Source organism: Ralstonia sp. VS2407 (assembly GCF_052950655.1).
The window spans coordinates 40,159-64,206 of record NZ_JBRFVG010000018.1 but is presented as its reverse complement, the minus strand read 5'-3'; the positions used below and the strand labels follow the sequence as shown (position 1 = coordinate 64,206).

At 65.8% G+C, this 24,048-nt stretch carries 21 protein-coding genes; 11 read left to right on the top strand and 10 right to left on the bottom strand.

Going from position 1 to position 24,048, the window contains the following annotated elements:
- Positions 1-3: 3 nt before the first annotated feature.
- From ACU8YE_RS22205 to ACU8YE_RS22195, 3 genes are all read right to left on the bottom strand, one after another.
- Positions 4-789 (bottom strand): SPOR domain-containing protein, encoded by a 786-nt coding sequence (locus ACU8YE_RS22205; RefSeq protein WP_232041773.1) that lies wholly within the window; start codon positions 787-789, stop codon positions 4-6.
- A 101-nt stretch (positions 790-890) separates the two neighbouring features.
- The gene (locus tag ACU8YE_RS22200) at positions 891-1,772 is read right to left on the bottom strand and encodes a type III pantothenate kinase (protein WP_260804020.1); all 882 of its coding nucleotides are present in this window, start codon (positions 1,770-1,772) and stop codon (positions 891-893) included.
- Entirely contained in the window at positions 1,769-2,650 is an 882-nt protein-coding gene (locus ACU8YE_RS22195; RefSeq protein ID WP_316868218.1) for a biotin--[acetyl-CoA-carboxylase] ligase, read from the bottom strand. The genes ACU8YE_RS22200 and ACU8YE_RS22195 overlap by 4 nt, the downstream gene beginning before the upstream one ends.
- A 187-nt stretch (positions 2,651-2,837) precedes the next feature.
- Between ACU8YE_RS22195 and ACU8YE_RS22190 the strand changes: the two genes are divergently transcribed.
- From ACU8YE_RS22190 to ACU8YE_RS22170, 5 genes are all read left to right on the top strand, one after another.
- Positions 2,838-3,962, top strand: coding sequence for an MlaE family ABC transporter permease (locus tag ACU8YE_RS22190; RefSeq protein ID WP_024976804.1), 1,125 nt, complete (start codon positions 2,838-2,840; stop codon positions 3,960-3,962).
- Complete coding sequence (locus ACU8YE_RS22185; RefSeq protein ID WP_260804018.1) at positions 3,959-4,837, top strand: ABC transporter ATP-binding protein; 879 nt, start codon at positions 3,959-3,961, stop codon at positions 4,835-4,837. The genes ACU8YE_RS22190 and ACU8YE_RS22185 overlap by 4 nt, the downstream gene beginning before the upstream one ends.
- Positions 4,837-5,805 (top strand): MlaD family protein, encoded by a 969-nt coding sequence (locus ACU8YE_RS22180; protein WP_260804017.1) that lies wholly within the window; start codon positions 4,837-4,839, stop codon positions 5,803-5,805. Before ACU8YE_RS22185 ends, ACU8YE_RS22180 begins: the two co-directional genes overlap by 1 nt.
- Before the next feature lie 9 nt (positions 5,806-5,814).
- Positions 5,815-6,480, top strand: coding sequence for an ABC-type transport auxiliary lipoprotein family protein (locus tag ACU8YE_RS22175; protein ID WP_446929626.1), 666 nt, complete (start codon positions 5,815-5,817; stop codon positions 6,478-6,480).
- 113 nt (positions 6,481-6,593) lie between these two features.
- The gene (locus ACU8YE_RS22170) at positions 6,594-7,784 is read left to right on the top strand and encodes a VanZ family protein (RefSeq protein WP_446929625.1); all 1,191 of its coding nucleotides are present in this window, start codon (positions 6,594-6,596) and stop codon (positions 7,782-7,784) included.
- Here ACU8YE_RS22170 and ACU8YE_RS22165 read toward each other — a convergent pair.
- Positions 7,772-9,016: a rhizoferrin export MFS transporter gene (locus ACU8YE_RS22165; RefSeq protein WP_446929624.1), complete on the bottom strand. Its 1,245-nt coding sequence runs from the start codon at positions 9,014-9,016 to the stop codon at positions 7,772-7,774. The genes ACU8YE_RS22170 and ACU8YE_RS22165 overlap by 13 nt on opposite strands.
- Positions 9,013-10,980, bottom strand: a complete 1,968-nt coding sequence (locus ACU8YE_RS22160) for an NRPS-independent rhizoferrin synthetase (protein ID WP_446929623.1) — start codon at positions 10,978-10,980, stop codon at positions 9,013-9,015. Before ACU8YE_RS22160 ends, ACU8YE_RS22165 begins: the two co-directional genes overlap by 4 nt.
- A gap of 472 nt (positions 10,981-11,452) precedes the next feature.
- On the opposite strand from ACU8YE_RS22160, the gene ACU8YE_RS22155 reads away from it, so the two are divergent.
- On the top strand, positions 11,453-13,555 hold the full coding sequence (locus tag ACU8YE_RS22155) for a phosphocholine-specific phospholipase C (protein WP_446929622.1): 2,103 nt from the start codon (positions 11,453-11,455) through the stop codon (positions 13,553-13,555).
- 176 nt (positions 13,556-13,731) lie between these two features.
- Here ACU8YE_RS22155 and ACU8YE_RS22150 read toward each other — a convergent pair whose 3' ends face one another.
- The 3 genes from ACU8YE_RS22150 to ACU8YE_RS22140 form a co-directional block, all read right to left on the bottom strand.
- Positions 13,732-14,034 (bottom strand): hypothetical protein, encoded by a 303-nt coding sequence (locus ACU8YE_RS22150; protein ID WP_232041783.1) that lies wholly within the window; start codon positions 14,032-14,034, stop codon positions 13,732-13,734.
- Positions 14,031-15,101 (bottom strand): DMT family transporter, encoded by a 1,071-nt coding sequence (locus ACU8YE_RS22145; RefSeq protein ID WP_232041784.1) that lies wholly within the window; start codon positions 15,099-15,101, stop codon positions 14,031-14,033. The genes ACU8YE_RS22150 and ACU8YE_RS22145 overlap by 4 nt, the downstream gene beginning before the upstream one ends.
- A gap of 191 nt (positions 15,102-15,292) precedes the next feature.
- The gene (locus ACU8YE_RS22140; protein WP_446929621.1) at positions 15,293-16,738 is read right to left on the bottom strand and encodes a PAS domain-containing protein; all 1,446 of its coding nucleotides are present in this window, start codon (positions 16,736-16,738) and stop codon (positions 15,293-15,295) included.
- A gap of 266 nt (positions 16,739-17,004) precedes the next feature.
- Here ACU8YE_RS22140 and ACU8YE_RS22135 point away from each other — a divergent pair, with 266 nt between their 5' ends.
- The 5 genes from ACU8YE_RS22135 (at position 17,005) to ACU8YE_RS22115 (ending at position 22,151) form a co-directional block, all read left to right on the top strand.
- Entirely contained in the window at positions 17,005-18,528 is a 1,524-nt protein-coding gene (locus ACU8YE_RS22135) for an aldehyde dehydrogenase family protein (protein ID WP_446929620.1), read from the top strand.
- A gap of 17 nt (positions 18,529-18,545) precedes the next feature.
- Positions 18,546-20,267: a choline dehydrogenase gene (gene betA / locus ACU8YE_RS22130; RefSeq protein WP_446929619.1), complete on the top strand. Its 1,722-nt coding sequence runs from the start codon at positions 18,546-18,548 to the stop codon at positions 20,265-20,267.
- Positions 20,267-21,076, top strand: a complete 810-nt coding sequence (locus ACU8YE_RS22125; RefSeq protein WP_343618428.1) for a TorF family putative porin — start codon at positions 20,267-20,269, stop codon at positions 21,074-21,076. The genes betA and ACU8YE_RS22125 overlap by 1 nt, the downstream gene beginning before the upstream one ends.
- A gap of 65 nt (positions 21,077-21,141) precedes the next feature.
- Positions 21,142-21,444, top strand: a complete 303-nt coding sequence (locus ACU8YE_RS22120; RefSeq protein ID WP_045202433.1) for a CBU_0592 family membrane protein — start codon at positions 21,142-21,144, stop codon at positions 21,442-21,444.
- A 245-nt stretch (positions 21,445-21,689) separates the two neighbouring features.
- A complete protein-coding gene (locus tag ACU8YE_RS22115; RefSeq protein ID WP_414560117.1) occupies positions 21,690-22,151 on the top strand; it encodes a hypothetical protein in 462 nt (153 codons plus the stop codon).
- A 75-nt stretch (positions 22,152-22,226) separates the two neighbouring features.
- On the opposite strand, the gene lipA is transcribed toward ACU8YE_RS22115, so the two are convergent.
- Positions 22,227-23,228: a lipoyl synthase gene (gene lipA / locus ACU8YE_RS22110; protein WP_004633801.1), complete on the bottom strand. Its 1,002-nt coding sequence runs from the start codon at positions 23,226-23,228 to the stop codon at positions 22,227-22,229.
- Between the two features lie 42 nt (positions 23,229-23,270).
- Positions 23,271-23,960: a lipoyl(octanoyl) transferase LipB gene (lipB, locus tag ACU8YE_RS22105; RefSeq protein ID WP_446929618.1), complete on the bottom strand. Its 690-nt coding sequence runs from the start codon at positions 23,958-23,960 to the stop codon at positions 23,271-23,273.
- Positions 23,961-24,048 lie beyond the last annotated feature (88 nt).

Sequence of the window (24,048 nt, the reverse complement as noted above, 5' to 3'; positions counted from 1 at the left end):
CGTTTAGCGCGATGCCGTGACCGCCGCGCAAGCGTGCAGGTCTTCGGCGCCAAGGTTTTTCTTGAGGGCGGCCAGTTGGGCCGCGACGCCCGACGCCGCATCGGCGGTGGTCGTCACACGCAGCGAGGTCTGTGAGCCGAGCCGGCGGGTTTGCGTGACCACGGCGGTGCGCACGTCCTTGGCGCGCAGCTCGTCCAGACGCTGCTGAGCGCGCTCCTTGTCGCGGAACAGGCCCAGCGACACCACAAACGTATTGCCTTCCTGCACGATGGCTGAATCCGCCACGTTGCGACGCTTGAGTTCGGCCACCTTGCGATCGGCATCGTCGCGCGTGTCGCGGGCCGGCATGTGAACCCACCAGCGGTTGTCTTCCTGGCGCGTGATGCGCTCAACCTGCACACCCGCCAGTTGCTTGAGCTGATCGATGCCGCGCGTGGCCTGTGCTTCGGTCAGGCCGCCGAGCTCGGTGCAACTGCCGCTGCTGTCAGCGGCGGTAGCGGTGGTCAGAGCCGTACGCTCGATGCTGGCTTGCGGGCCCGATGCGGCAGGCGTGGAAGCCGCCGGCTGAGAGCCTGGCGCCGATTTGGGTACGGCGGCGGGCGGTGCCGAAGCGGGTGCCGGTTCGAGAATACGGATCTCTTCGGTGCGGATCTGGCGGCGCATGCGATCGGGCTCGCGCTCGCTTTCGAACCACGCCTTGGACACTTCTGGCCCGAACACGCCGGTATTGGCCGCGAGCAGAACGCCGTTGACGAGCAGCAGGAGCAGCAGGGCGAGGCGAAGCGTCATGGTGCGAACGGACGTGGATTCGGACGGTGGCTCGGAATGCAGGAACACAGCGGCAACAACGGTAAGACGTCAGACGAAAACAGCAGCCCGGCCGACCGAGGCTAGGCCAGCGTCGCGGCGCCTTCCCGGCGCGCGCGCGCCAGTACCTGCAGGCCGAGCAACACGAGATTATCGTGCATCTGGAACGGCATGCGCAGATGCGGCCCCAGCGCGGCGCGTGCTCCGCCGCTCAGCACGCAGCGTGCCGGGCCGGGGTATTGCTTCTGCAGTGCCATCCACGTCTGCGCAATTGCACCCGCCTGGGCGATGACGCAGCCCAGCGCGATGGCGTCCTGCGTATTGTCGGCCCAGGGCGGCGCAACGACGTCGCCCGCACTCAGGTAGCTGACATCCACTTCGGGCAACTGCGCTGTGTTGCGTGACAGCGCGCGCATCATCAACGTGAGGCCGGGCAGTATCAGGCCGCCCGCAAACAGACTGTCGGGCGTGACGATATCGAGGGTGGTGGCGGTACCTGCCGTCACCAGCAGCAGGGCCGTGTCGGGCCACAAGTGGCGTGCGCCGACCGCGCCGATCCACCGGTCAGTGCCAAGCTGCGTTGGGTCGCGATACCCGTTGCGCAGGCCGGCGGTGGCGTCTTCCGACGCGGCAATGCGCACGCGCGCCCCGTCGAATACGCGGGCGATGCGCGCGGTGAGTGCATCGCGCAGTGCCGGGCCGGCCACCGCGCTGATCCATACCTCGGGTGGGGCAACGCCGGCGGCGTGGCAATCGCGCCAGTCTTCCACCAGTTCAGCCAATCGATCGTGTGCGCGGGCGCCGGCATGCTGCCACGGCGTGCCACCCGGTTCTTCGGGCAGGGCGAGTTCGGCGTCGGCGCCGCCGGCAATCCACGCCCACTTGATGCGCGTGTTCCCTGCGTCGATCAGCAACAGCGGACGGGCGGGAGCGGCGTGCGTGGCAGAGACCTTCAGGCGCGTCATGGCTGCTCCGCGTCTGCGCTGCGCAAGGAGACCTCGCCGCTGTGGACCCACTGCACCCGTCCGCCCGATTCGATCGCCAGGCGGCCTTGCGCGTCGATGCCATGCGCCACGCCCTCGAGTACCACGGTGCCGTCCTGCCACAGGCGCACCCGCTCGCCGGCAAAGGCATCGCGGGCGGCAAACGGCGCAACGAACGGCGCCAGGCCCTGTGCGCCGAAGCGCTGCAGATGTTCACCTAGCGACGTGAGCAGCGCCGAAAACACGGCATTCGGCTCCGGCGCATCCACCAGTTCTTCCACGCCCGACAAGCCGCGGCCCAGCGTGGCTTCCAGCACGCGCGGCCGTTCCAGGTTCAGGCCGATGCCGATGACGGCCCAGGTCCGGCCCGGCTCGGTTCGCACGGTCTCGACCAGGATGCCGGCCAGCTTGCGCCCCGCAATTTGCACATCATTGGGCCATTTCAGGGCGAGCGCCTGTCCGCTGCCGCCCCGGGCTTCCGCGTACCCAGCCACGGCGTCGGCGACGGCCACGCCCACTGCCAGGCTCAGGCCGCCGAGCTGTGCGGGCTCGCCCGCAAAGGCGCACGCGATGGAAAACGTCAGGCCGTGGTCACCACCCCACGGGCGGCCCTGGCGGCCGCGTCCGGCGGTCTGGCGCTGCGCGGCCAGCACGCGTGCGCCCAGCAGCGGGGCGGCGCCGGCATGGGCCGGAATCGGGGTGCCGGCAGGCCAGGCGGCATCACGCACCGCGGCCATCAGATCGGCGCTGGTGGAGCCGGTGGCTTCAACCACATCGATGGGCCAGCCCGCGGCCGGGCCGCTGGGCTGGACGCGCTCGCGCGCAAGGCGCCACCGCACGGAGGGTTCGGCAAGAGACATAAAAAAACGGGCGATCAAGTTCGCGCTAAGAATGCGCGCATTGTACGAGCGGCCATCCAAACAGGGGCGCGGCGCTTGCTTCAAGCGACGAAAAGGCCTCACAGTGTGGCAGCCAGTGTGACAGCCTTTGGCGGCGCCTTGGCTACAATTCGACCGATATCCGGCATCACTGCTTACGGAGAACCGTTTGATCACCTGCCGTACACCGCAGCTTGAGGTGCGCGTTGTCGATGGACGCTCCGTCGCCTTTCTCTCCGGCGACTGGACCACGCTCGCGCTGGCCGAGCGCGCCGGCGTGCGCAGCGCGCGTCAGCAGATCCGCGCCGGGCTGGACAACGCCAACGCGTGGTGCCTGACCGAGGTGGGCCGTATCGACCACTTTGGCGCGCAACTGCTGTGGCGCGCATGGGGCAACCAGTGGCCCGAACACCTGGATGCCCGGCCCGACCAGCGCCGCATGCTCGATCGGGTTGCCAAGCTCGACCCGGGCGGCTGGAAGCAGCGCCTGGCGCCGCGCATGAACCCGGTGGCGATCCTCGGTGAGGGCATGCTCGACTTTTTCGATCACGCCCGTAACGGCATCGCCATGGTCGGTCAGTTGATGTTCGACTTCGGCAGGTTCGTGCGCGCGCCGCATCGCGGCCCGTGGCGCGAGATCTCCGCCAACATCTACAGCACGGGCTACAAGGCGCTGGGCATTACGGCGCTGGTGGGCTTTCTCATCGGCATCGTGCTGAGTTATTTGTCGGCCAACCAGCTGCGCGTGTTCGGGGCCAGCATCTTCATCGTCAACATTTTGGGGATGGCCATCATTCGCGAGCTCGGGCCGGTGCTGGCGGCGATTCTGGTGGCAGGGCGATCCGGCTCGGCCATCACGGCGCAGATCGGCGTGATGCGGGTGACCGAAGAACTCGATGCGATGCGCGTGATGGGCATCTCGCACGGCTTCCGGCTGATCCTGCCCAAGGTGATTGCGCTGGCGATTGCCATGCCGCTGCTGGTGGCGTGGACGGATCTGCTCGCGCTGGCGGGCGGCATTCTGGCGGCCAAGTTCCAGCTCGATATCAGCCCGACGTATTTCATCACCTCGCTGCCCGATGCGGTGCCGGTGGCCAACCTGTGGCTCGGCATCGGCAAGGGCGTGGTGTTCGGCATGCTGATTGCGCTGGTGGCGTGCCACTTTGGCCTGCGCATCCAGCCCAACACGCAGAGCCTGGGCGAGGGCACGACCACGTCGGTGGTGGTGTCGATCACCATCGTCATTCTGGCCGATGCGGTGTTCGCCATCCTCTTCAAGGACGTCGGGATATGACGCGGCCCCGCCATCCGCATATCGAGCATGCCGGAGCGCCGCCGGCGATCACGCCCGCGCGCGAACGGGTGATCGAGGTGCGCAGCGTCACCAAGCGCTACGGCAAGGTGACCGTGCTCGACAACATCGATCTGGACGTGTTTCGCGGCGAGGTGCTTTCCATCGTCGGCGGCTCGGGTAGCGGCAAGACGACGCTGCTGCGCCAGGTGGTGGGGCTGGAAAAACCCACCTCGGGCACGATCCACATTTTTGGCGAAGAACTGACCTGCCAGGTGGGCAACGAACTGCAGTCGATGCGTAACCGCTGGGGCATGCAGTTCCAGCACGGCGCATTGTTCTCGGCGCTGTCCGTGATCGACAACGTGGCGTTGCCGATGCGGGAATTGCGCACACTGCCCGACGCGTTCGTCCAGCGCGTGGCGATGCTCAAGCTGCAGATGGTGGGGCTCAAATCCACCGATGCCGACAAGATGCCGTCGGACCTGTCGGGCGGCATGATCAAGCGCGTGGCGCTGGCGCGCGCGTTGTCGCTGGAGCCGGAACTGGTATTTCTGGATGAGCCGACCGCGGGGCTGGACCCGCGCGCATCGGACGATTACGTCGCGCTCATCCGCGAGTTGCGCCAGGAACTGGGCCTGACCGTGGTGATGGTGACGCACGATCTCGACACCCTGGTGGCGCTGTCCGACCGCATTGCCGTGCTGGCGGATCGCAAAGTGGTGGCGGCCAAGCCGCTGGAGCAGATCATTCAGATTGATCATCCGTTCATCAAGGAATACTTCCTGGGTGAGCGGGGCAAACGGGCCCTGATGGCGCTGGGCCCGCAGATGACGGAGGCGGTGGCTGCAGCCTCGCTTTCGACGCAGGAGGATTGATGGAAAACAAGGCCCACGCATTCCTGGCCGGGCTGTTCACGATCGGGCTGGTCATCTTCATCGGGCTGGCTGTCATGTGGTTCAACCGCGACCAGACCGTACGCGTGCCGTACGACGTGGTCACGCGCTCCACCGTCAACGGGCTGAACCCACAGGCTTCCGTGAAATATCGCGGCCTGGACGTCGGCAAGGTCGACAGCATCCGCTTTGACGACAAGGTGCCGGGGCAGATCGTCGTGCGCGTGCTGGTCGACAAGGATGCGCCCATCACCACCACGACATATGGCCGCTTGGCGTACCAGGGCGTGACGGGTCTGGCCTATGTCCAGCTCGACGATCGCGGCTTCGATAACAGCCAGCACGCGCCTAGCCCGGTGCGCCTGGCCACATCCCAGAAGGATCCCGCTCGCATTCGCATGGAAGCCGGCTTCCTCGACGAACTCGACAAGCGCGGCGACCAGATGCTCTCCAAGCTCGATCAAACGCTGAACTCGCTGTCGATCATGTTTGACGACGAGCACCGCCAGCAGGTCACGGCGTCGCTGCAATCGTTCCAGAAGACCATGGACGCCTACAGCACGCTCGCGCAGCAGGCGGAACCGACCATGCGCCGCTTGCCCAAGATTGCTGACAACCTCGATTCCACGCTGGTGGCCACGCGCAAGCTCACGCAATCGCTGTCCGACCCGAAGGGGCCCTTGATGACGACGCTTTCCGGCGCCGGGACCGATCTGACGGCGGCTACGCAATCGATGCAATCCGCCGCCAACGTGCTGACCTATGAAACGCTGCCGCAGCTCAACGGCTTTGCGCGTGAGGCTCGCCAGGCCGTGCGCGGCTTCGACCACGCCGTGACGGACTTCAACGCACGGCCGCAGAGCGTGCTGTTTGGCCCCGCGCCCGGCGTGCCCGGCCCTGGTGAGACCGGCTTCACCGCGCCCGCCGCCCGCGCTTCGGCCCAGCCCTGAGGAGATTCCATGCCGATGTTGTCTGCTGTGTTCTGCCGCGTGCACGCGCTGCCCGCTTTGATGGCGCTGTCGCTTCTGGCAGCCTGCTCCGGCGCGCCCGTGGCGCCCGCCGCCCTGTATGACTTTGGGCTCGCGCCAGCCACCAGCGCAGGCGCACGCCTGCCCACCGCCTTGCGCGTGGCCGATGTGGCCGGCCCCGGCTGGATGGATGGCAACGCCATCTACTACCGGCTCGCCTATGCACAAAGCCAGCGCACCGACGCCTACGCCAACAGCCGCTGGGTGGAGTCGCCCGTGAACCTGTTCGACGCGCGTTTGCGCAACGCGGCGGCCGCGCGCGGCCATGTGGTCGGCTATCCCACGCCCGATGTGCCGAGCTTGCGCGTCGAGCTGGTCGACTTCTCACAGGTGTTCGACCGGCCCGAGGCCAGCCGGGGCGTGGTGCGGCTGCGCGCGACGGTGTCGCTGGCGCGCGGCGTGATCGACCAGCGCGTGGTGCAGGCTGATGCGCCCGCGCCCAGCCCTGACGCAGCGGGTGGGGTGACGGCGCTCACGCAGGCGTCCGACAAGGCCATCGGCGAGGTGCTCGACTGGGTGGCGGGTTTGCCGCTGGCGGCGTCGACTACGGCCGCCCCTGCAACACCCGGGGCCGCATTTGGTACGCGCCGGCGCTGATACCTCAACCTCTCAACCGGATGGAGGAACCATCCGTGAAGAGCGGCATCGGACGCTATCATGGGCGGTTTCTTCCGGGCACGTCCGCTCCTCCTCCTAGATAGCTTCTTCCGGTGACGGACTTCCACTCGCAACCCGCCGCACCCACTCCGCATCGCCACTCGCCGCTTGCACGCGCCGGGCTGGGGTGGTTCGTGCTGCTGGTTGTCTACGCCAGCCTGTATCCGTTTGCCGGCTGGACAGACACCGGCGTTTCGCCGTTTGCCTTTCTGAGCGCACCGCTGCCGCGCTACAACACCGGCTTCGACCTGCTCACCAACGTGTGGGGCTACATGCCGCTGGGCATGCTGACGGTGCTGGCGCTGCATCCACGCTTCACCGGCTGGCGCGCGGTGCTGCTGTCGCTGCTGGCCGGGCTGTTGCTCTCGGGCGCCATGGAGGCGATCCAGACCTATCTGCCCACGCGCGTGTCCTCCAATGTCGATCTGGCGACGAATACGCTGGGCGCCTTGCTGGGCGGCATCGTGATGCTGCCGTTTGCAGCGCGGCTCATCGATCGGGGTGGGCTGCGCCGGCTGCGCCGACGTTGGTTCGAGCCGCATGCGACCTTTGCGATCCTGCTGATGCTGGTGTGGCCGTTCGCACAGATTTTTCCCCAGGAATTCCTCTTCAGCATGGGCGGCGTGATCCGCAGCATCCTGCTCGATCCATCGCCGGATGCGTTTGTCGTCAATCTCCTCAACGGGTGGTTTCCGGAGCTGTTCGACTGGCAGGACAAGCTGACGGCGCACCCGGAAGCACTGCAGCGTCAGGAGCTGCTGGAAGCGCTCATCACCGCTTGCAGCTGGATCGGCTCGGGGCTGCTGGCCAGCGTGGCCATGCGCCGTGGGGCGCCCATGCTGCGCCTGCTGGCTGCGTTGCTGGCCGGCGCGCTGCTGGTGAAGGCGGGGGCGACGGTGTTGCAGTTTCCGCTGGGCGGCGCGTGGGATTGGCTCTCATCCGGCGCGCGTTTCGGGCTGGTCGTCGGCTCGCTGGTGCTGGTGCTGCTGGTGCGCCTGCCGCGTTGGCTGCGCGGTGCGCTGGCCATGGCCCTGCTGATCGCGCTGATCATCCTGTCCAACGTGTTGCCGCCGAGCCCGTATTCGTGGGTGTCGGCACAAAGCTGGCGGCTGGGGCGTTTCGTCCACTTCAACAGCCTGTCGCAATGGATCGGCTGGCTGTGGCCGTTTCTCGGCCTCGGTTACCTCGCCTGGCGCGCCGAGCAGACGCAGCTGCAGCGGCGCGCCGGACGTCAGGCGCGTTGAGCCCGCCCCGCAGCCGATGCTGCATGTGGTGAGGCTGCACGGCGTATTGCCAGCAGGGCAAGCAGTGCCGCCAGGTACATGGCGGTCATGGCGATAAAGCCCGCACGCCACCCAAACAGACCCGTCGACAACGCCGCCACGCCCAAGCCGATGAGCGCACCGCCCTTGGCTGCGCTGCTGCACAACCCCAGGGCAAAGCCTTGACGATCTTCCGGGCTGCCTTCTGCCACCAGGCTATTGAGGACCGGTAGCAGCCCGCCCAGACAGAGGCCCCACGCCAGGCGCGCAGCGAGGAACGCGGCTTCCCCTTGCGCGACGCCCTGCCAGAGCGCAGTAAGGCCGCAGGCGGCGGTCAAGACACAGACGCGCCCCAGCGTGACATGTGTGGGCAGACCCGCAAAGCGCTTTGCCCACCAGCGCGCAGACAACGCCAGTGTCGCGGCCGTGGCGCTGTACGCCAGACCTGCTAGCATCACCGACCCATGCAGCGTCTCGGTGATATACGGCGCGAGGAAGCTTTGCGGCATGACGCGCGCGGCCTGCACTGCCACCATGCCGAGCAGCAGGCCGATCACCAAACCGCCCAGCGGCGCGCGACGTGCCTGGCGAGCATCGGTGTCCCGCTCGGTTTCTGACCTCGGAGCGGGCTTGATCGCGGGCAGGCAGAACATCGCCAGCGGAATGCACGCCAGGATCACGACCGCCCCCGCCGTGTTGGCCATCCGGAAGCCCATCAACCCCACGAGCCACGCGCCGACCGGCGGCGCCATGAAGCTGCCACACGCCGTGACGGTCTGCAGATCGGCGAAGACGCGTCGGCGCATGTCAGGCGGCGCCACGCGCATCGCGTAGATCTGTGCGGCCGCCAGGAAGCCGGCGAGGCCACCTTGCACCGTGCGCGCCAACAGCACGCTCGCCGCCGAGTCTGCATAGACCGACCACAGCTGTGACGCCGCCAGCGCGACCAGCGCCCGCAGGATCATCGGCTTGGGCCCGACGCGGTCGGCCAGGCGCCCCCACCACGGCGCGGTGACGAGCGTGGCGGCCATCGGCGCAAAGTACGCTGCGCTCGCCACCCACGCGAACGGCACATGCGGCACCGGTGACAGCTCGCGCAGGAACAGCGGCCAGAACGGCCCCGTCATTTCCATTGCGCCCATTGAAAGGGCCTGGATGACGAGGAGCCACCGGATGGCCCCCCGCCACGCGTCCACAGTCGTTGGAGGGTTCATGCGCGAGCTGCTGCAGCCAACGGATTGGGCAACGCGGCATGCATGTCGTCGGACTGGTCGCGCAGGCGCATGCGGACGAACGTCTTGAACGTCCATGGCGCTTCGAGCAGCGCGTGGCGCTCGTGCGCCCAGGTGTCGGCATCCAGCGCTGGGCGGTTCGCATCGAACACGGCCTGCATGGCCTCATGCCATTGGCGCAGCCCGACCGTGCTGCCATGGTCCGGGAACAGCGCCAGCGCCAGTTCACCGATATGGCAAAGCAGGAAGGCGTGGATGAGCTTCTTGCGGGGGATGTCCCGATCGGGATACGTCGTATGGCCGGCGCGGAACGGTTCGATCGAGAAGCCCTGTGCCTGCAGCGTCGGCAGCGCGATCTTCACGTCGCCAAAGTCACGCACCACCAGCCGCTCCGGCATGCCGGCCTCGCTGATGACGACGAAGGTGTTCTGCTGATGCGCTTCCAACGCAATGCCGTAACGCAGATAGAGGCCGACGATGGCCGGAATGGCGACGCGCAGATAGGCGGTGAAGAAACGTGCGGCTCGCTCGGTGCGGGTGCCATCGGCCTGGCGCGCCAGCACGGTGTCGAGCAGCAGGGGCGCCGCTGCCTGCGTCATGTCTGCGGTGAAATCCGGCGTGAAGAGGGCGCCGACCGGCAGCAACCGCGCGTTGCTGGCAATGCGCGTGGTGGGGTTGTCGCGCACGATCATCGACAGATGCCGGGCGCGATCGTCATCCGTGCCGGCCACGTGGATGCCGTGACGTTCTGGCACGATCGACAGGACGCTCGCCAATCCTGCGTCGGTCGCGAGGATGCGTTCCAGCAGGGCGCTCACGCGTGGCCCCATCACCGCCGATTTTGGCGATACGGTGCGCTCAACGCTGGTCAGCCGCATGCTGACCGGCAGCTTGAGCATCGGGCCGCCAGGCGCGTCGGTCGCGGCCACGGTGCGGAATGACATCGTCGGGCGGGCGGCAATGCTGATGCCCGGCAGGTTGATCAATTCGCCTGCGGCAAATTCAGCGGCGAAGGTCTCGCCGAGCGTCGTGTCGCGCTGCCATGGGTGAACGGGCAGCGGCAGCCAGGCTTCGGGCGCGAGCTGGCGTGCCAGCAAGGCTTTGCGAAACGCCGCCATGGTTTCGGGGAAGGTCGCCGCGAACCAGTGGGCGTACGGCTGCACACCCTCCATCGTGGTGACCTGCAGGCGATGGGCCGCCACTGCCACCACGCCGATGGGCACCTGCGCCTCGAACTCCGGCGAGAGTGCGATCACCTGCTCGGGCGCGAGCCCCAGCCGCGTCTTGTAGGCCGGATGCCACGGATGCCCGCCGGTGCCCCACTGCTCGGTACGCGCCAGGGCGTGCGGCGTGCCGTCGCCGCAGAGCAGGGCGAGCGCGTCTTGCGACGCCGCAACGCGATGCTCGGCGGCGAGACGCTCACCCCAGACCAGTCGATAGGCCTGGCACAGCGTGTCGTTGTCCTGGCTGTTGTCCAGTTCCGTCGCGAGCCGGGCGATGGCGGCCAGGCGGTGGGCGTCGGTGGCATCGCCAATATCCAGCATGGGCGTGATCCAGTTGAGCAGGGCGGATGGACGCTCAATGGGCGTCGGCGGGCGGTCGTGCGCCAGCACAGCGACGTCGCCCGTCAATGTCCAGCTCCCGAGCGCGCCTGGCCGCAAACCGGTGAAGCGCAACAGCACGCGCTGCTGCCAGATCGGCAACAGCGTCACATCGGCGCGTGTATCGGCGATGAGCTGGTCTGCGTTGAGCAGCGCTTCACGAAACAGCGCCTGGAGCAGGCGCGACAGCACTCGCCGCCGTGCCAGTTGTTGTGCCGCTGACCAATGTTCGGCCTGCACGCCCACTTCGAGCAGCGCGGGAATGGATTCAAGGCGGAAGTTGCCGGCCGCGGCGGCAGCGGATGCGGTTTGAGTCTTGGCGGCGGTATCAGATCGACGTTGCACGAGGGCTCCTACGGGACATGAGCGTGTGCAGGCGAGCGGGGGCTCGGCCCTGCAGCACAGGGGGTCCAGATGTAGGGGCCGCTTCTGAGGCAGGCGGGGCATGCAGCGACCCGGTGGGCGCTGCAAGGGGTTATCCGTCTAGGTTTGTGCGCCAAGGCGCCATTTGGTGCGCTGCAGTGTAGGTGAGAATGATTCGCAGTTGCAACAAAATTTGATGACTTTGAGGGGGCGGGTGACGAAGCCGGCGCGTGAGTCATCTTCACGTAACCGACATGAATCCTTTCTACCTTAGCGCCTGGTGAGTAGACGGCCGCGCCGCACGGTTCGGCCCGCTGAAGTCATCAGGGGGTCATCTGCGGGTGCCTCCCGTGATCCACACCGTCGACTGATCTCGTTGCGTGCGCTCAGTCAGTCGCTGCCCCGTGTTGTCCCCCCACCCCCCCCAAAAAAACACAGACATCAGGACGAGAACATGACCTCCAACAGTCGCCGTGGTTTTCTCCGTTCCGCTGCCCAGTTGGCTGCTGCCTCCGCAGCCATGGGTGCGGTGCCCGAAGGCATCCGCCAGGCACTGGCCATTCCGGCCCATAACGCGCACCGCAATATCGAAGACGTGCAGCACATCGTGATCCTCATGCAGGAGAACCGATCATTCGACCATTACTTCGGCACGCTCAAGGGCGTGCGCGGGTACGGTGATACGCGCACCGTCACGCTGCCCAACGGCAAGAGCGTGTGGCACCAGCCGATGGCCGGCGGCGTGGGCGAAGTGCTGCCGTTCCGCCCGAGCGCGCCCGATCTGGGCCTGCAGTTCCTGCAAGACCTGCCGCATGGCTGGAACGACACGCACCTCGCCGTCAACGGCGGGCGTTACGACGGCTGGGTTCCGCACAAGGGCACCACGACGATGGCCTATCTGACGCGCCAGGACATTCCGTTCCACTACGCGCTGGCCGATGCGTTCACCATCTGCGACGCCTACCACTGCGCCACGCCCACGTCGACCGACCCGAACCGCTACTACATGTGGACGGGCTATGTCGGCAACGACAACGTCGGCGGCGGCCCCGTGATCGACAACGCAGAAGCCGGCTACGGCTGGTCGACGTATCCGGAAGTGCTGGAGGCCGCCGGCATCTCGTGGAAGATCTATCAGGACATCGGCACGGGCCTCGACGCCGCGGGCTCCTGGGGCTGGACGAGCGACGCCTACATCGGCAACTACGGCGACAACTCGCTGCTGTACTTCAAGCAATACCAGAACGCGCAGCCCGGCAGCCCGTTGTACGACAAGGCACGCACCGGCACCAATGCTTCTGCCGGCGACAGTTACTTCGACGTCCTCAAGCGCGACGTGCAGAACGGCACGCTGCCGCAAGTGTCGTGGATTGCCGCGCCGGAAGCGTTCTCCGAGCACCCGAACTGGCCGGCCAACTATGGCGCCTGGTACATCGATCAGGTCTTGCAGATCCTGACCTCCAACCCCGAGGTGTGGAGCAAGACGGCGGTGTTCGTCACGTATGACGAGAACGACGGCTTCTTCGACCACCTCGTCCCGCCGTTTGCATCGTCGGGCAGCAACGGCCTGTCGACGGTGGACACCACGGGCGAATACTTTCCGGGCAACAGCACATACGGCGCCGGCAGCTACGGCCTGGGCCAGCGCGTGCCGATGCTCGTGGTGTCGCCGTGGTCCAAGGGCGGCTACGTGTGCTCGGAAACGTTCGACCACACGTCGATCATCCGTTTCATCGAACAGCGCTTCAAGCGCACGCACAACGTGCGCTCGCCCAACATCTCGAAGTGGCGTCGCGCTGTGTGCGGCGATCTGACGTCGGCGTTCAACTTCGCCACGCCCAACGAGGTGGTGCCCACGCTGCCGAGCACCGCCGCCTATGTGCCGAAAGACAAGTTGCGCCACGCCAGCTACGTGCCGCTGCCCCCGCTGGTGCAGGCCTTGCCGAAGCAGGAAGCCGGCCTGCGCCCATCGCGTGCGCTGCCGTACGAGCTGTTCGTGCGCGGCCGCCAGGATGAAGCCGCCGGCAAGTTCCAACTGGAATTCGTGAACACCGGCGACGTGGGCGCCGCCTTCCTCGTCTACACAGTCGGCAGCCCGGACGCGCCGCGCACCTACACGGTGGAAGCAGGCAAGCGCCTGTCGGACAAGCTGGCCGTGAACGCGGGCGGCGCCTACGACTTCACGGTGCACGGCCCGAACGGCTTCCTGCGCCGCTTCGTCGGCAAGCTCACGCTGTCGGGCCTGCTGCGCCCGCATGGCCGCGCGTTGGAGGTGAAGGAAGGCTACGATGTGGCCAACGGCAACCTGCAACTTCGCCTCATCAATCATGGCCGCGCGCCTACCGTCTTCACCATCAAGAGCGCGTACACGGGCGAGAGCGTGCAGCGGGAAGTGCGCGGCGGTGACGATGCGTCGGTGTACCTAGACCTGCGCAGCCAGCACGCCTGGTACGACCTGACCGTCACGGCCAGCACCGATGCCGGTTTCGCGCGTCGCCTTGCCGGCCACGTTGAAACCGGCCGCATCAGCGCGTCTGATCCGGCGCTGAGCGCATAAGCGGTATCCAAACAGAAGCGGCCCGCCGGCGTGGTCTGCCGGCGGGCCGTTTTTTTCGTCGCTTCTGTGTCAGAGCTGCTTCGTGTATGTGCGTGCCTGATACAGCGCCAGCGCGCTCAGCCCGACGATCAACAAGATCGCCAGCACATCGGCAAACGGATAGCCCCAATACTGCGTCATTGCGTGGTCTCCTTCGGTTCGATGTCCAGCAGGCCGGTATCGGTCATGCGTTGACGGCCAAACTCGGTGATGGCGTAGCGGAAGTGCACCTTGCCGGTGGCTTCGTCCAACGTGTCTTCAGCCGTTTGCACCAGGCCGCCGGAGTAGAGATCCGCGAGGATGGCGCGAATGCTGCCCGTCCAGTATTCGTCTTCGGGTTTGCCGTATTCGATGCAGGTGCGATGGGCGATTTCGCTGTCCCACAGCATGTCGCTGCCCGCGAGCAATTGCAGGACGTAGCCCTTCATGTGCAGTTTCATGCGTGCGTCTCCGTGGTTGCAGGTGCCGCGCCGCCGCGGATGACTTCCAGGTTTTCCGAGCTTTCCGACACCATCACGAAGCCGCCAAAGATCACCAGCGCCAGCCCGATCAGGAAATACCACTCCGGAAACTGCAGCGTGAAGATGGCCGTGAAGAGGGTGGCGAACATTGCGTAGAACGCGCCCAGCGCCTGGCCGCGCCCCACGCCGATCAGCGGAAACGACTTGTACCAGGCCACCGCGCAGAACGAGAAGGTGACGCCGCCCACGACCAGCCACAGCAGCGCCTTGCTGTGGACAATGCCCGAGGCAATCTCCGTAACGGGCACGGGCACATGCGCAAACAGCGCGATGGCCGGCAGGATGAGGACGACCCAGTAGATGGCCTCGGCGGTGTAGCGGATGGAGACGCCGCAGTCGGGGTCCGTCACATCCATGGCGCGGCCGACGATCGCGCCTTCCAGGCCCCAACCGATCGCCGCCATGGCGCCACCCAGGTAGCCGATCCACTGATGGCTGCCGCTGTGCGATTCGGCCACCAGTGCCGGGCCGTAAATCGCCACGCCGCCCAGGATGATGATGGCGATGCCCACCGCTGCCCGCGCGCTGATGCGCTCGTTGTACCAAAGCTTGGCTACCGTCGCGCCCACCACTGGATACAGCAGCCCGGCCACAGCCGCGAACACGGCACCGACATAGCCCATCGCCAGATACGAACCGAAGTTGGCCATCAGCCCGCCGACGACTGCCGCAATGAAGTACCAACGCGAGATCTTGCGAAACTGGCCGAGGGTGCGGAAGTAGTCGCTCAGCTTGCCGAGGGAGCCGAGCCATACCCACTGGAAGATCATCACCATGACGCTATGGAACGCCGTGATGACAGCCGCGCAGACCAGGAAGACGCGCGGGTCCGAAAGGTCCATCCCGGCAAACGGCGATTCATGCCAGACGGCCGTGCCGGGCACGTACCAGGCGCCCCATAAGACCGCGGCCCAGAGCGCCCAGCGGTAGCCCCACTGCAGCGTGCGTCGATGATGTGCCGCGCGGGCGGCGGAGGAAGAAGCCAAAGCCGATCTCCTTGTTCTGTAAGCGCCAGTTCCGAAAAAGCGGGATGTGGCGCTTGAGTTACTGGAGGTTCATAAATGAACTGATGGTTTTCTGGGGTCTATGCCGGCCCTCCAGGCATGCCGGAAAAAGTCGCACTGAGCGACCGGGGTTGTGGGTAGGCGACGTCTGTGACGTCAGGGCGGGGCCGGGGCTACGACGCGCCCGTCTCGGGCACCGTGTTGACCACGGTGATCAGATGCAGGGGCGTGTCTGTAGCCGGATCACGCGCCAAGGACGTGGTGATGCGCACCGGCACGGCGGAGCCATCTCCTCGTACCAATTGCAGCGAGAGCGCATACGCGGGCACCGTGCCGGCGAGCAATTCGCCGTATTGGCGCAAATGGCGGGCGAGGTCGTTGCGGTGGGTGAGGTCAAGCAGCGTGCGCTGTTGCAGCGCCGTTTCGGGCTGGCCCAGCAGCGTGCACAGCCATGGGTTGGCGCGCAGGCAGCGACCTTCCAGGCTAACCTGCGCGATACCGACCGGCGCCTGCTCGAACAACGTCCGCAGCTTGGCCTCGCTGTCGCGGAAGGCGGCTTGTGCTTCCACTTCGGCGGTAATGTCCTGCGCCGCGCCGATCATCGTGGGCGTGGCTGCCGCCGGGTCCTGCGCTTCGCCTTCTTCACGAAGATGGCGAAACGAGCCGCCGGGCAGGGTGATGGTGTATTCGACGCGATACGGTTGGCGCGAGGCCACGGCGCGGTCCAGCACGGCCTGCACGCGGGCACGGTCTGCGGGAACGATGGCGTCCAGGTAGCGCGCCATCGTCACCGGCGTGGCTTGCGGGACCCAGCCGAAGATCCGGTAGGCCTCATCTGTCCAGCGGCACGCGTCGCTGCCGGGTTCCCAGATCCAGCTGCCGAGATGGGCGATCTGCTGTGCCTTGGCCAGCAACGCCTCCGAATCGCGCAAGGCCGCTTCGGCGGTGTGGCGCTCGGTGGTGTCCAGGCTCAGGCCGATCATCTTGATTGGCCGGTCCTGCGCGTCGCGCACCAGCGTCGCTCGCGAAACGATCCAGCGGACCACGTCCGGCGCCGGCGCAATGCGAAATTCATGCTCGTAGACGCCGCCCGCACTCAGGTTCTGCGAGACCGCAGCCTGCACTCCGGGCACGTCTTCAGGGAGCACGCATTGCCAAAAATCTTCCAGCGTGCGGATCGGCCGACCAAACAGGCGTGCGACATTGGGTGAATACGCCACCGCGTCCGTCAGCAGGTTCCACTCCCACGTGACCACGCCGGAAATCTCCTGCGCGAAGGTCATGCGTGCCTCGCTTTCCATGATCGCGGCGATGTGCTTTTGGCGGCCCTCGCGGGCGCGGGCGTCGGTCGTCAGGCTCGCTTCCAGGTCGGCCAGGGCGCGGTCGCCGTAGCGCAGCCACAGCCAGTTCACGTTCAGGAAGCGGGCCAACGCGAGCAGGTTGGCGTATTCGATCTCGCCGCCGCGCGTCCATTTGTGGACAGCGGAGGGCGACACCCCCAGCGCTGCCGCCACTTGCTTGAGCTGGATGCGGCCGCGCGTCAGCACGCCTTTGAGGCGGCCGGCAAAGCTGTCGTCATCGAGCGGGCCGTCTGGCGGCGGAAGTGCTGCGGCGGTCATGAGGCGGATTTACTGGAAGTGATTCGCGAAAGTATAGCGCGCTGTCTATAGGAAAAATTTATAGCTATGTGATGTTGTTAGGCCATAACGATTGGCCTGAAGCAACTAATTTTTCCTAGACTAGTCCAAAATTCTCCAAAGGTAAATAAAAACACCAACAGTGAATTTCAGGGTCGCCGCATCGGATCGCCGTCTGACAGGACGCCCGGTGCGGCATTTCAGGCGCCGACTTCTTTGCGCGCCAACCATCCTCAGGGGTAATGGATATGACGCAAGCTTCCCTTTCCACCGATTTCCGTTCCGCCACGCTGGCCCTCCGTCTTGATCTCTACATCGACGGGCAATGGGTGCAGCCCGAGGGCGGCGTATATCGCGACATCGTCGATCCCGCCACCGAAGGCGTTCTGACGCAGGCGGCGGATGCCTCAGTGGCCGATGTGCAGCGTGCCATTGCCGCTGCCCGCCGCGCGTTTGACGAAGGCCCGTGGCGCCAGACCGGCACGCGTGAGCGCGCCCGCCTGCTCAACCGCATTGCCGACGCCATCGACGCCGACGCAGAGAACCTCGCCACGCTCGAATCGCTCAACACCGGCAAGACCATCACCGAAAGCCGCTGGGACATGGACGGCATTGCGGCGACCTTCCGCTATTTCGCGGGCCTGGTCGCCACAGAGTCCGGTCTCATCAACGAGGCACCGGGCACCGTCATCAGCCGCACGCTGCGCGAGCCGGTGGGCGTGTGCGGCCTCATCACGCCGTGGAACTACCCGCTGCTGCAGGCCGCCTGGAAGATCGCACCGGCGCTGGGCGCGGGCAACACCGTCGTCGTCAAGCCGAGCAACCTGACGCCGCTCACCACGCACCGCTTTACCGAGCTGCTGATTGAAGTCGGCGTGCCGGCGGGCGTGTTCAATCTTGTCACCGGTGCGGGCGAGGCCGGGGCCGAGCTGTCGCGCAACCTGGACGTGGATCTCGTGTCGTTCACGGGCGGCGCGGTTGCCGGCGCGGCGGTCATGAACGCGGCCGTCGGCAACTTCAAGAAGATCGCCCTGGAGCTGGGCGGCAAGAACCCGAACATCATCTTCGACGACGCGGATTCCGATACCGCCGTCGACTACGCGGTCAACGCGGCGTTCTTCCACGCGGGCCAAGTGTGCTCGGCTGGATCGCGCCTGATGCTGCAAGACGGTATCCACGACCGCTTTGTCGATGCGCTGGTCGAGCGCGTCAAGCGCATCCGTATCGGCAACGGCTTTGCCGAAGGCACGGAGATGGGCCCGGTGCAATCCGCATTCCAGCGCCAGAAGATCCTCAACATGATCCAGGCCGGCGTGCAGGAAGGTGCCGTGCTGCGCTGTGGCGGCAAGGCGCCGGAGGGCAAGGCGTTCGAGCGCGGCTTCTGGCTGGAGCCGACCGTGCTCGCCAACGTGCGCGACGACATGAAGATCGCCACCGAAGAAATCTTCGGCCCGGCGCTGACCGTCGAACGTTTTTCCACCGAAGAAGAAGCCGTGCGCCGTGCCAACGCCACGCCGTTCGGCTTGGCCGGCGCTGTGTGGACGGCCGACCTGAACCGCGCAAACCGCGTGACCCGCGCACTGCGTTTCGGCACCGTGTGGGCCAACGACTATCACCCGTACTTTCCTGAAGCGCCGTGGGGCGGCTACAAGGCCAGCGGCATCGGCCGCGAACTGGGTCGCGGCGGCCTGGACGAGTACACCGAACTCAAGCACAGCTACATCAACCTCGCTCCGCAGCCGATGGGCTGGTTCGGCGCGGACGCAGCGTAAGAACGGGAGGGCATCTTTTGACCACAACCACCGTACAGGAATACGACTACATCATCGTGGGTGCGGGCTCTGCCGGCTGTGTGCTGGCTGCGCGCCTGACCGAAGACCCCGACGTGACCGTGCTGCTGCTCGAGGCCGGCGGCCCCGACCACCGCTGGGATTTCCGCACGCAGATGCCGGCGGCGCTGGCGTATCCGCTGCAAGGCACCACGTACAACTGGGCCTACGAAACCGAGCCCGAGCCGCACATGAACAACCGCCGCATGTCGCAGGGCCGCGGGAAGGGGCTGGGCGGGTCGTCGCTCATCAATGGCATGTGTTTCATTCGCGGCAACGCGATGGACTATGAGCGCTGGGCGAGCGATTTCAACTTGGCCGACTGGACGTATGCCGACTGCCTGCCGTACTTCCGAAAATCGGAAACGTATGACAAGGGCGCCAACGACTGGCATGGAGATTCCGGTCCGCTGCAGGTCACCACGCCCAAGCAGGACAACAGCCTGCTGTTCCACGCCTTTATCGAAGCCGGTGAGCAAGCCGGCATTCCCGCCACGGACGACCTGAACGGCTATCGCCAGGAAGGCCTGGGCCCGATGGACCGCACCGTGACCGCCAAGGGCCGCCGTGCCAGCACATCGCTCTGCTACCTCGACGATGCACGCAAGCGATCCACGCTGACGGTGCTGCCGCGCGTGCTGGCCGATCGCGTGATCTTCGATGGCACGCGTGCCGTGGGCGTCGAGGCGCTGATGGACGGCAACCGCGAAACATGGCGTGCGCGCCGCGAAGTGATCGTCACCAGCGGCGCCATCGCTTCGCCGCAGTTGCTGCAGCGCTCAGGCGTGGGCCATGCGGACGAGCTGCGTGCGCTGGGCATCCACTCGGTCGCACATCTGCCCGGTGTAGGCGAGAACCTGCAGGACCACCTGGAGATGTACATCCAGTACGAGTGTTTGCGTCCGGTGTCCATCTACGAAAACACGCTTTGGTACAACAAGCCCAAGGTCGGGCTGGAGTGGTACATGCACGGCACCGGCCCCGGCGCCAGCAACCACTTCGAGGCGGGCGGCTTCATCCGCAGCGATGACAGCTTCGAATGGCCAAACATCCAGTACCACTTCCTGCCGCTGGCCGTGAACTACGACGGCAGCAACCCGGTGAAGATGCATGGGTTCCAGTGCCACGTGGGTTCGATGCGCTCGCCATCCAGAGGCTACGTGAAGCTCGCTTCGCGCGACCCGCGTGACAAGCCGCGCATCCTCTTCAACTACATGGCGCATGACGTGGATTGGCGTGAGTTTCGCGCTGGTGTGCGGATCACGCGCGACATCATCGCGCAGCGTGCGTTCGACCAATACCGCGGTCGCGAGATCAGCCCAGGCCCGAACGTACAGACCGACGCCGAGATCGACGCCTTCGTACGGCAACACGCCGAGACTGCGCTGCATCCGTCCTGCACCTGCAAGATGGGTTCGGCAGACGATCCGATGGCCGTGGTCGACAACGAAGGCCGTGTGCATGGCTTGCAGGGCCTGCGCGTGGTCGATGCATCGATCATGCCGCGCATCGTCACCGGCAACCTGAATGCGCCGACGATCATGATCGCCGAGAAGATCGCCGACCGGATTCGCGGTGTGGCGCCGCTCGCGCGGTCGGATGCGGCGTTCTATGTGCATGGCAAATCGCCGCTGCAGGCGCCTGCCAAACCGCTGGTCGCCAGTGAACTGGTGGTGGCCTGATGCGCTGGCGGAAAGTCGTGACGATGCTGGGTGGTGCGGCGGCGTGTGCTGCCCCGCTGCCCGCACTGGCGGATGATGTGCCGGCTGGCGAGGACAAGCGCTGGTCGGCCAATGCATCCGTTGTCTCGCAATATGTGTCGCGCGGCCTGCGCCAGACATGGGGAAAACCTGCCCTGCAAGCCGGCATCGATTACACCGCGCCGAGCGGCTTCTACGCCGGCGTGTGGGGTTCCCAAGTTAGCGACCACGTCATCGCAGGCGCGCATGCCGAGATCGATACCTACCTCGGCTATGCCACGACCGTTGCGCATGGCGTGGAGTTGACCACCGGGCTCTACCGCTACTGGTATCCCGGTGCCCGCTACGACAAGGCCGCTGGCGGCGGCCCCGCCACCGGCTACGACTACACGGAATGGATGGTCGGCGCGGGCTGGCGCGGCGTGTCGGTCAAGTTATGGACGACGCTGTCGAACTACTTCGGCTTCGATGGCAATTCGCTGGCGGACGGCATCGATCACGGCAGCCGCGGTTCCACCTACGCCGAAGCCAACTGGGCCGTGCCCTTGCCGAACAACTTCACGCTCGGACTGCACGTCGGCCACGAACACGTGCGTAACCACAGCGCATTCAGTTTTACCGACTACCGTATTGAACTCTCGCGGCCCATCAACAAGTTCTTGACGCTGTCTGCTGCTTTGACCGGCGCGGACGCACCTGCCTATGCCCATCAATTCTCAGCCCGCAACGGCACGGATCGCATGACGCTCGGCCGGCGCACGGTCGCACTCAAGCTGACGGCGACGTACTGAGCGGCGGGCGACGGCGCTTTACCTGCAACCCTTTCTCTTCAACCTCTGCTTTCAAAGCACACACCATGGCCTCCCTGGGTTTTACCGACGTTGTCGGTCTGGTCGGCGTCGCCGCTTATGTTTCCGCGCACTTTGGCGTGCAGGTCCTGCATAAGCCGCCGACCGGCGCATTTGCCGTTCGCCTCAACCTGCTTGGACCGATTTGCATCCTGATTTCGCTGATGGGGTCGTTCAATCTTGCGTCGTTTCTCACCCAGTTTTTCTGGCTGGCATTGACGCTGATGGGTTGGTGGCGCAATAAGCAGGCGGGGCGCCCGGTAGCGGAACCCGCTGGCGCGCCCCGCCCGGGGCATCCAGCGCAGCAGTAGGTTCGCCGCTCACAGTCAAAACCGCGTCGACGTACGCGGTTTTCCTTGCATGGCAGCTAGAAAAAAGTTGTGTGAATGTGATCCATGGATCTCTAGATAAATGGCCGGCTCTGATCAATTGTTGATTTATGAAGAACAGTCTTTTCTTCGATCTTCCATTTATCCATAGAGGGCAACGATCTATTCTGATCACAAGCGCAACGAACTGAGCGCAACCGAATATCCAGACAGATCAGGAGCCCATCATGAACACCCGTCTCGCAACCGCCTTCTCCCGTAACGCTTTGCTGGCCCTGGTGGCCACGGTCTCGGCTTCCGCCGCTCTTCTGACAGCGCAGCCGGCCGCCGCTGCTGTCCAAAGCAATGCTGATCCGTACACGCAAGGTGCTGTCGCCAAGGCTGATCCGTACACACAGGGCGCTGCCGCCAAGTACGACGTCTATACCCAAGGTGCCGACCGCCAAGCTGATACCTACGGCTACCTGTCGTGGAAGAACGATCGCTTCGACCCGTACACCCAAGGTGCCGTCGGCAAGGCTGACCCGTACACCGATGGTGCAATCGCCAAGGCCGATCCGTACACCGACGGCGCTGCTGCCAAGTACGACGTCTACACGCAGGGCGCCGATCGCCAGGCCGACACCTACGGCTATCTGTCGTGGAACGGCGATGCCTCGTATCCGAAGGACGCCGCTTCGCAAGCCTGATCGAGCCGCACCAAAGCAAAAGGGCCTTGGGTTTTACCCCAAGGCCCTTTTTGTTTCTGCAGCGTTCCGGCTTGGTCAGACCACGCCGGCTTCGTGTGCCTGCTGATCCGCGTGGTATGAACTGCGCACCATTGCACCAACCGCAGCGTGCGTGAAGCCCATCTCGTACGCCTTCTCTTCGAACATCTTGAAGGTGTCGGGGTGCACGTAGCGCAGCACCGGCAGATGGTGGCCCGACGGCGCCAGATACTGGCCGATGGTCAGCATATCGATGTCGTGCTCGCGCATGTCGCGCATGACTTCGAGGATTTCCTCATCGGTCTCGCCCAGGCCGACCATCAGGCCGGACTTGGTCGGCACGTTCGGGTTGCGGGCCTTGAAGTCCTTCAGCAGCTTGAGCGAGTGCGCGTAGTCCGCCCCCGGGCGCGCCTGCTTGTACAGGCGGGGCACCGTTTCGAGGTTGTGGTTCATCACGTCGGGCGGGCATTCCTGGAGGATGTCCAGCGCCTTCTCCAGGCGGCCGCGGAAGTCCGGCACCAGCACTTCGATGCGCGTGGCCGGCGACAGGGCGCGCGTGCGCGAGATGCAGTCGACGTAATGCTGGGCACCGCCGTCACGCAGGTCGTCGCGGTCGACGCTCGTGATGACGACGTAGTTGAGCTTGAGCTCGGCGATCGTCTTGGCCAGGTTTTCCGGCTCGTTCACGTCGAGCGGGTCCGGGCGGCCGTGCCCGACGTCGCAGAACGGGCAGCGGCGCGTGCACTTGTCGCCCATGATCATGAACGTGGCCGTGCCCTTGCCGAAGCACTCGCCGATGTTCGGGCAACTCGCCTCTTCGCACACCGTCACGAGGTTGTTAGCGCGCAGGATGTCCTTGATTTCGTAGAAGCGCGAGTTGCCGGTGGCGGCGCGCACGCGAATCCAATCCGGCTTCTTGAGCTTCTCGGCCGGCACGATCTTGATGGGAATGCGTGCGGTCTTGTCGAGCGACTTCTGCTTGGCCGTCGCGTCGTACGGCTTGTTCGACGGGGTGGCAGGGGTGGCGACTTCAGTGGCGCCGGCGGCGGAATCGGTCATCGTGTTCTCCGCACGGGCTTGCGGCTCGTGCATTTCCGGGCGCTAAGTGGTAGCGGCCTCGGCGGGGTGCGCTTGCGCGCGTTGCTGCAATTGGGCGACCAGCGCATTGGCCAGGTCGCGGGAAACGGTTTGCCAGTCGTTCGCATCGACGGCGCGTCCGGACGCATCGCGGGCGCCGGCGGTCACCATGTCGACGGTTTCCAGGCCGGCATAGCCGCACGGGTTGATCTGCGTGAAGGGCGACAGGTCCATCGCCAGGTTCAGGCTCACGCCGTGGTAGCTGCAGCCGTTGCGGATCTTCAGGCCCAGCGCGGCGATCTTGGCGCCAGCATGCGGCCCGCCCGACAGGTAGATGCCGGGGGCGCCAGCCTTGCGTTCGGAGGCGACATTATACGTGGCGAGCGTCTCGATAACGGCCGCCTCAATGGCATCAACCAGCGCCTTCACGAACAGCCCGCGGCGGCGCAGATCCAGCAAAAGGTAAGCGACGACTTGGCCCGGACCGTGGTAAGTGATCTGGCCGCCACGATCGACTTTCACCAGCGGGATGTTGCCGGGAGCCAACAGATGCGCCGGATCGCCCGCCAAGCCGAGCGTGAACACCGGAGGGTGTTCGACCAGCCAGATCGTGTCGGGTGTATCGGGGCCGCGCTGTGCGGTGAAGGTCTGCATTTCGTCGAAGCAGGTGGCGTAGTCCTGCAGGCCGCGCTCGACGATGTCAATCGGAATCATGCCCGCGAGTGTAGCGCAGGGCAGGTTCGGGCGCCCTGCGCCTTTGTCCGCTTCGCCTGCAGGGTTGAGCCAAAAAAGATGCCGACGC

Bases quoted from the DNA above. Each gene is read 5' to 3' on its own strand.
- ACU8YE_RS22185 (WP_260804018.1), top strand. From the start codon at position 3,959: ATGACGCGGCCCCGCCATCCGCATATCGAGCATGCCGGAGCGCCGCCG.
- ACU8YE_RS22165 (WP_446929624.1), bottom strand. From the start codon at position 9,016: ATGAACCCTCCAACGACTGTGGACGCGTGGCGGGGGGCCATCCGGTGG.
- lipA (WP_004633801.1), bottom strand. From the start codon at position 23,228: ATGACCGATTCCGCCGCCGGCGCCACTGAAGTCGCCACCCCTGCCACC.
- ACU8YE_RS22140 (WP_446929621.1), bottom strand. From the start codon at position 16,738: ATGACCGCCGCAGCACTTCCGCCGCCAGACGGCCCGCTCGATGACGAC.
- ACU8YE_RS22135 (WP_446929620.1), top strand. From the start codon at position 17,005: ATGACGCAAGCTTCCCTTTCCACCGATTTCCGTTCCGCCACGCTGGCC.
- ACU8YE_RS22205 (WP_232041773.1), bottom strand. From the start codon at position 789: ATGACGCTTCGCCTCGCCCTGCTGCTCCTGCTGCTCGTCAACGGCGTT.
- ACU8YE_RS22195 (WP_316868218.1), bottom strand. From the start codon at position 2,650: ATGTCTCTTGCCGAACCCTCCGTGCGGTGGCGCCTTGCGCGCGAGCGC.
- ACU8YE_RS22155 (WP_446929622.1), top strand. From the start codon at position 11,453: ATGACCTCCAACAGTCGCCGTGGTTTTCTCCGTTCCGCTGCCCAGTTG.
- lipB (WP_446929618.1), bottom strand. From the start codon at position 23,960: ATGATTCCGATTGACATCGTCGAGCGCGGCCTGCAGGACTACGCCACC.
- ACU8YE_RS22175 (WP_446929626.1), top strand. From the start codon at position 5,815: ATGCCGATGTTGTCTGCTGTGTTCTGCCGCGTGCACGCGCTGCCCGCT.
- ACU8YE_RS22150 (WP_232041783.1), bottom strand. From the start codon at position 14,034: ATGAAACTGCACATGAAGGGCTACGTCCTGCAATTGCTCGCGGGCAGC.
- ACU8YE_RS22120 (WP_045202433.1), top strand. From the start codon at position 21,142: ATGGCCTCCCTGGGTTTTACCGACGTTGTCGGTCTGGTCGGCGTCGCC.
- ACU8YE_RS22180 (WP_260804017.1), top strand. From the start codon at position 4,837: ATGGAAAACAAGGCCCACGCATTCCTGGCCGGGCTGTTCACGATCGGG.
- ACU8YE_RS22200 (WP_260804020.1), bottom strand. From the start codon at position 1,772: ATGACGCGCCTGAAGGTCTCTGCCACGCACGCCGCTCCCGCCCGTCCG.
- ACU8YE_RS22125 (WP_343618428.1), top strand. From the start codon at position 20,267: ATGCGCTGGCGGAAAGTCGTGACGATGCTGGGTGGTGCGGCGGCGTGT.
- ACU8YE_RS22115 (WP_414560117.1), top strand. From the start codon at position 21,690: ATGAACACCCGTCTCGCAACCGCCTTCTCCCGTAACGCTTTGCTGGCC.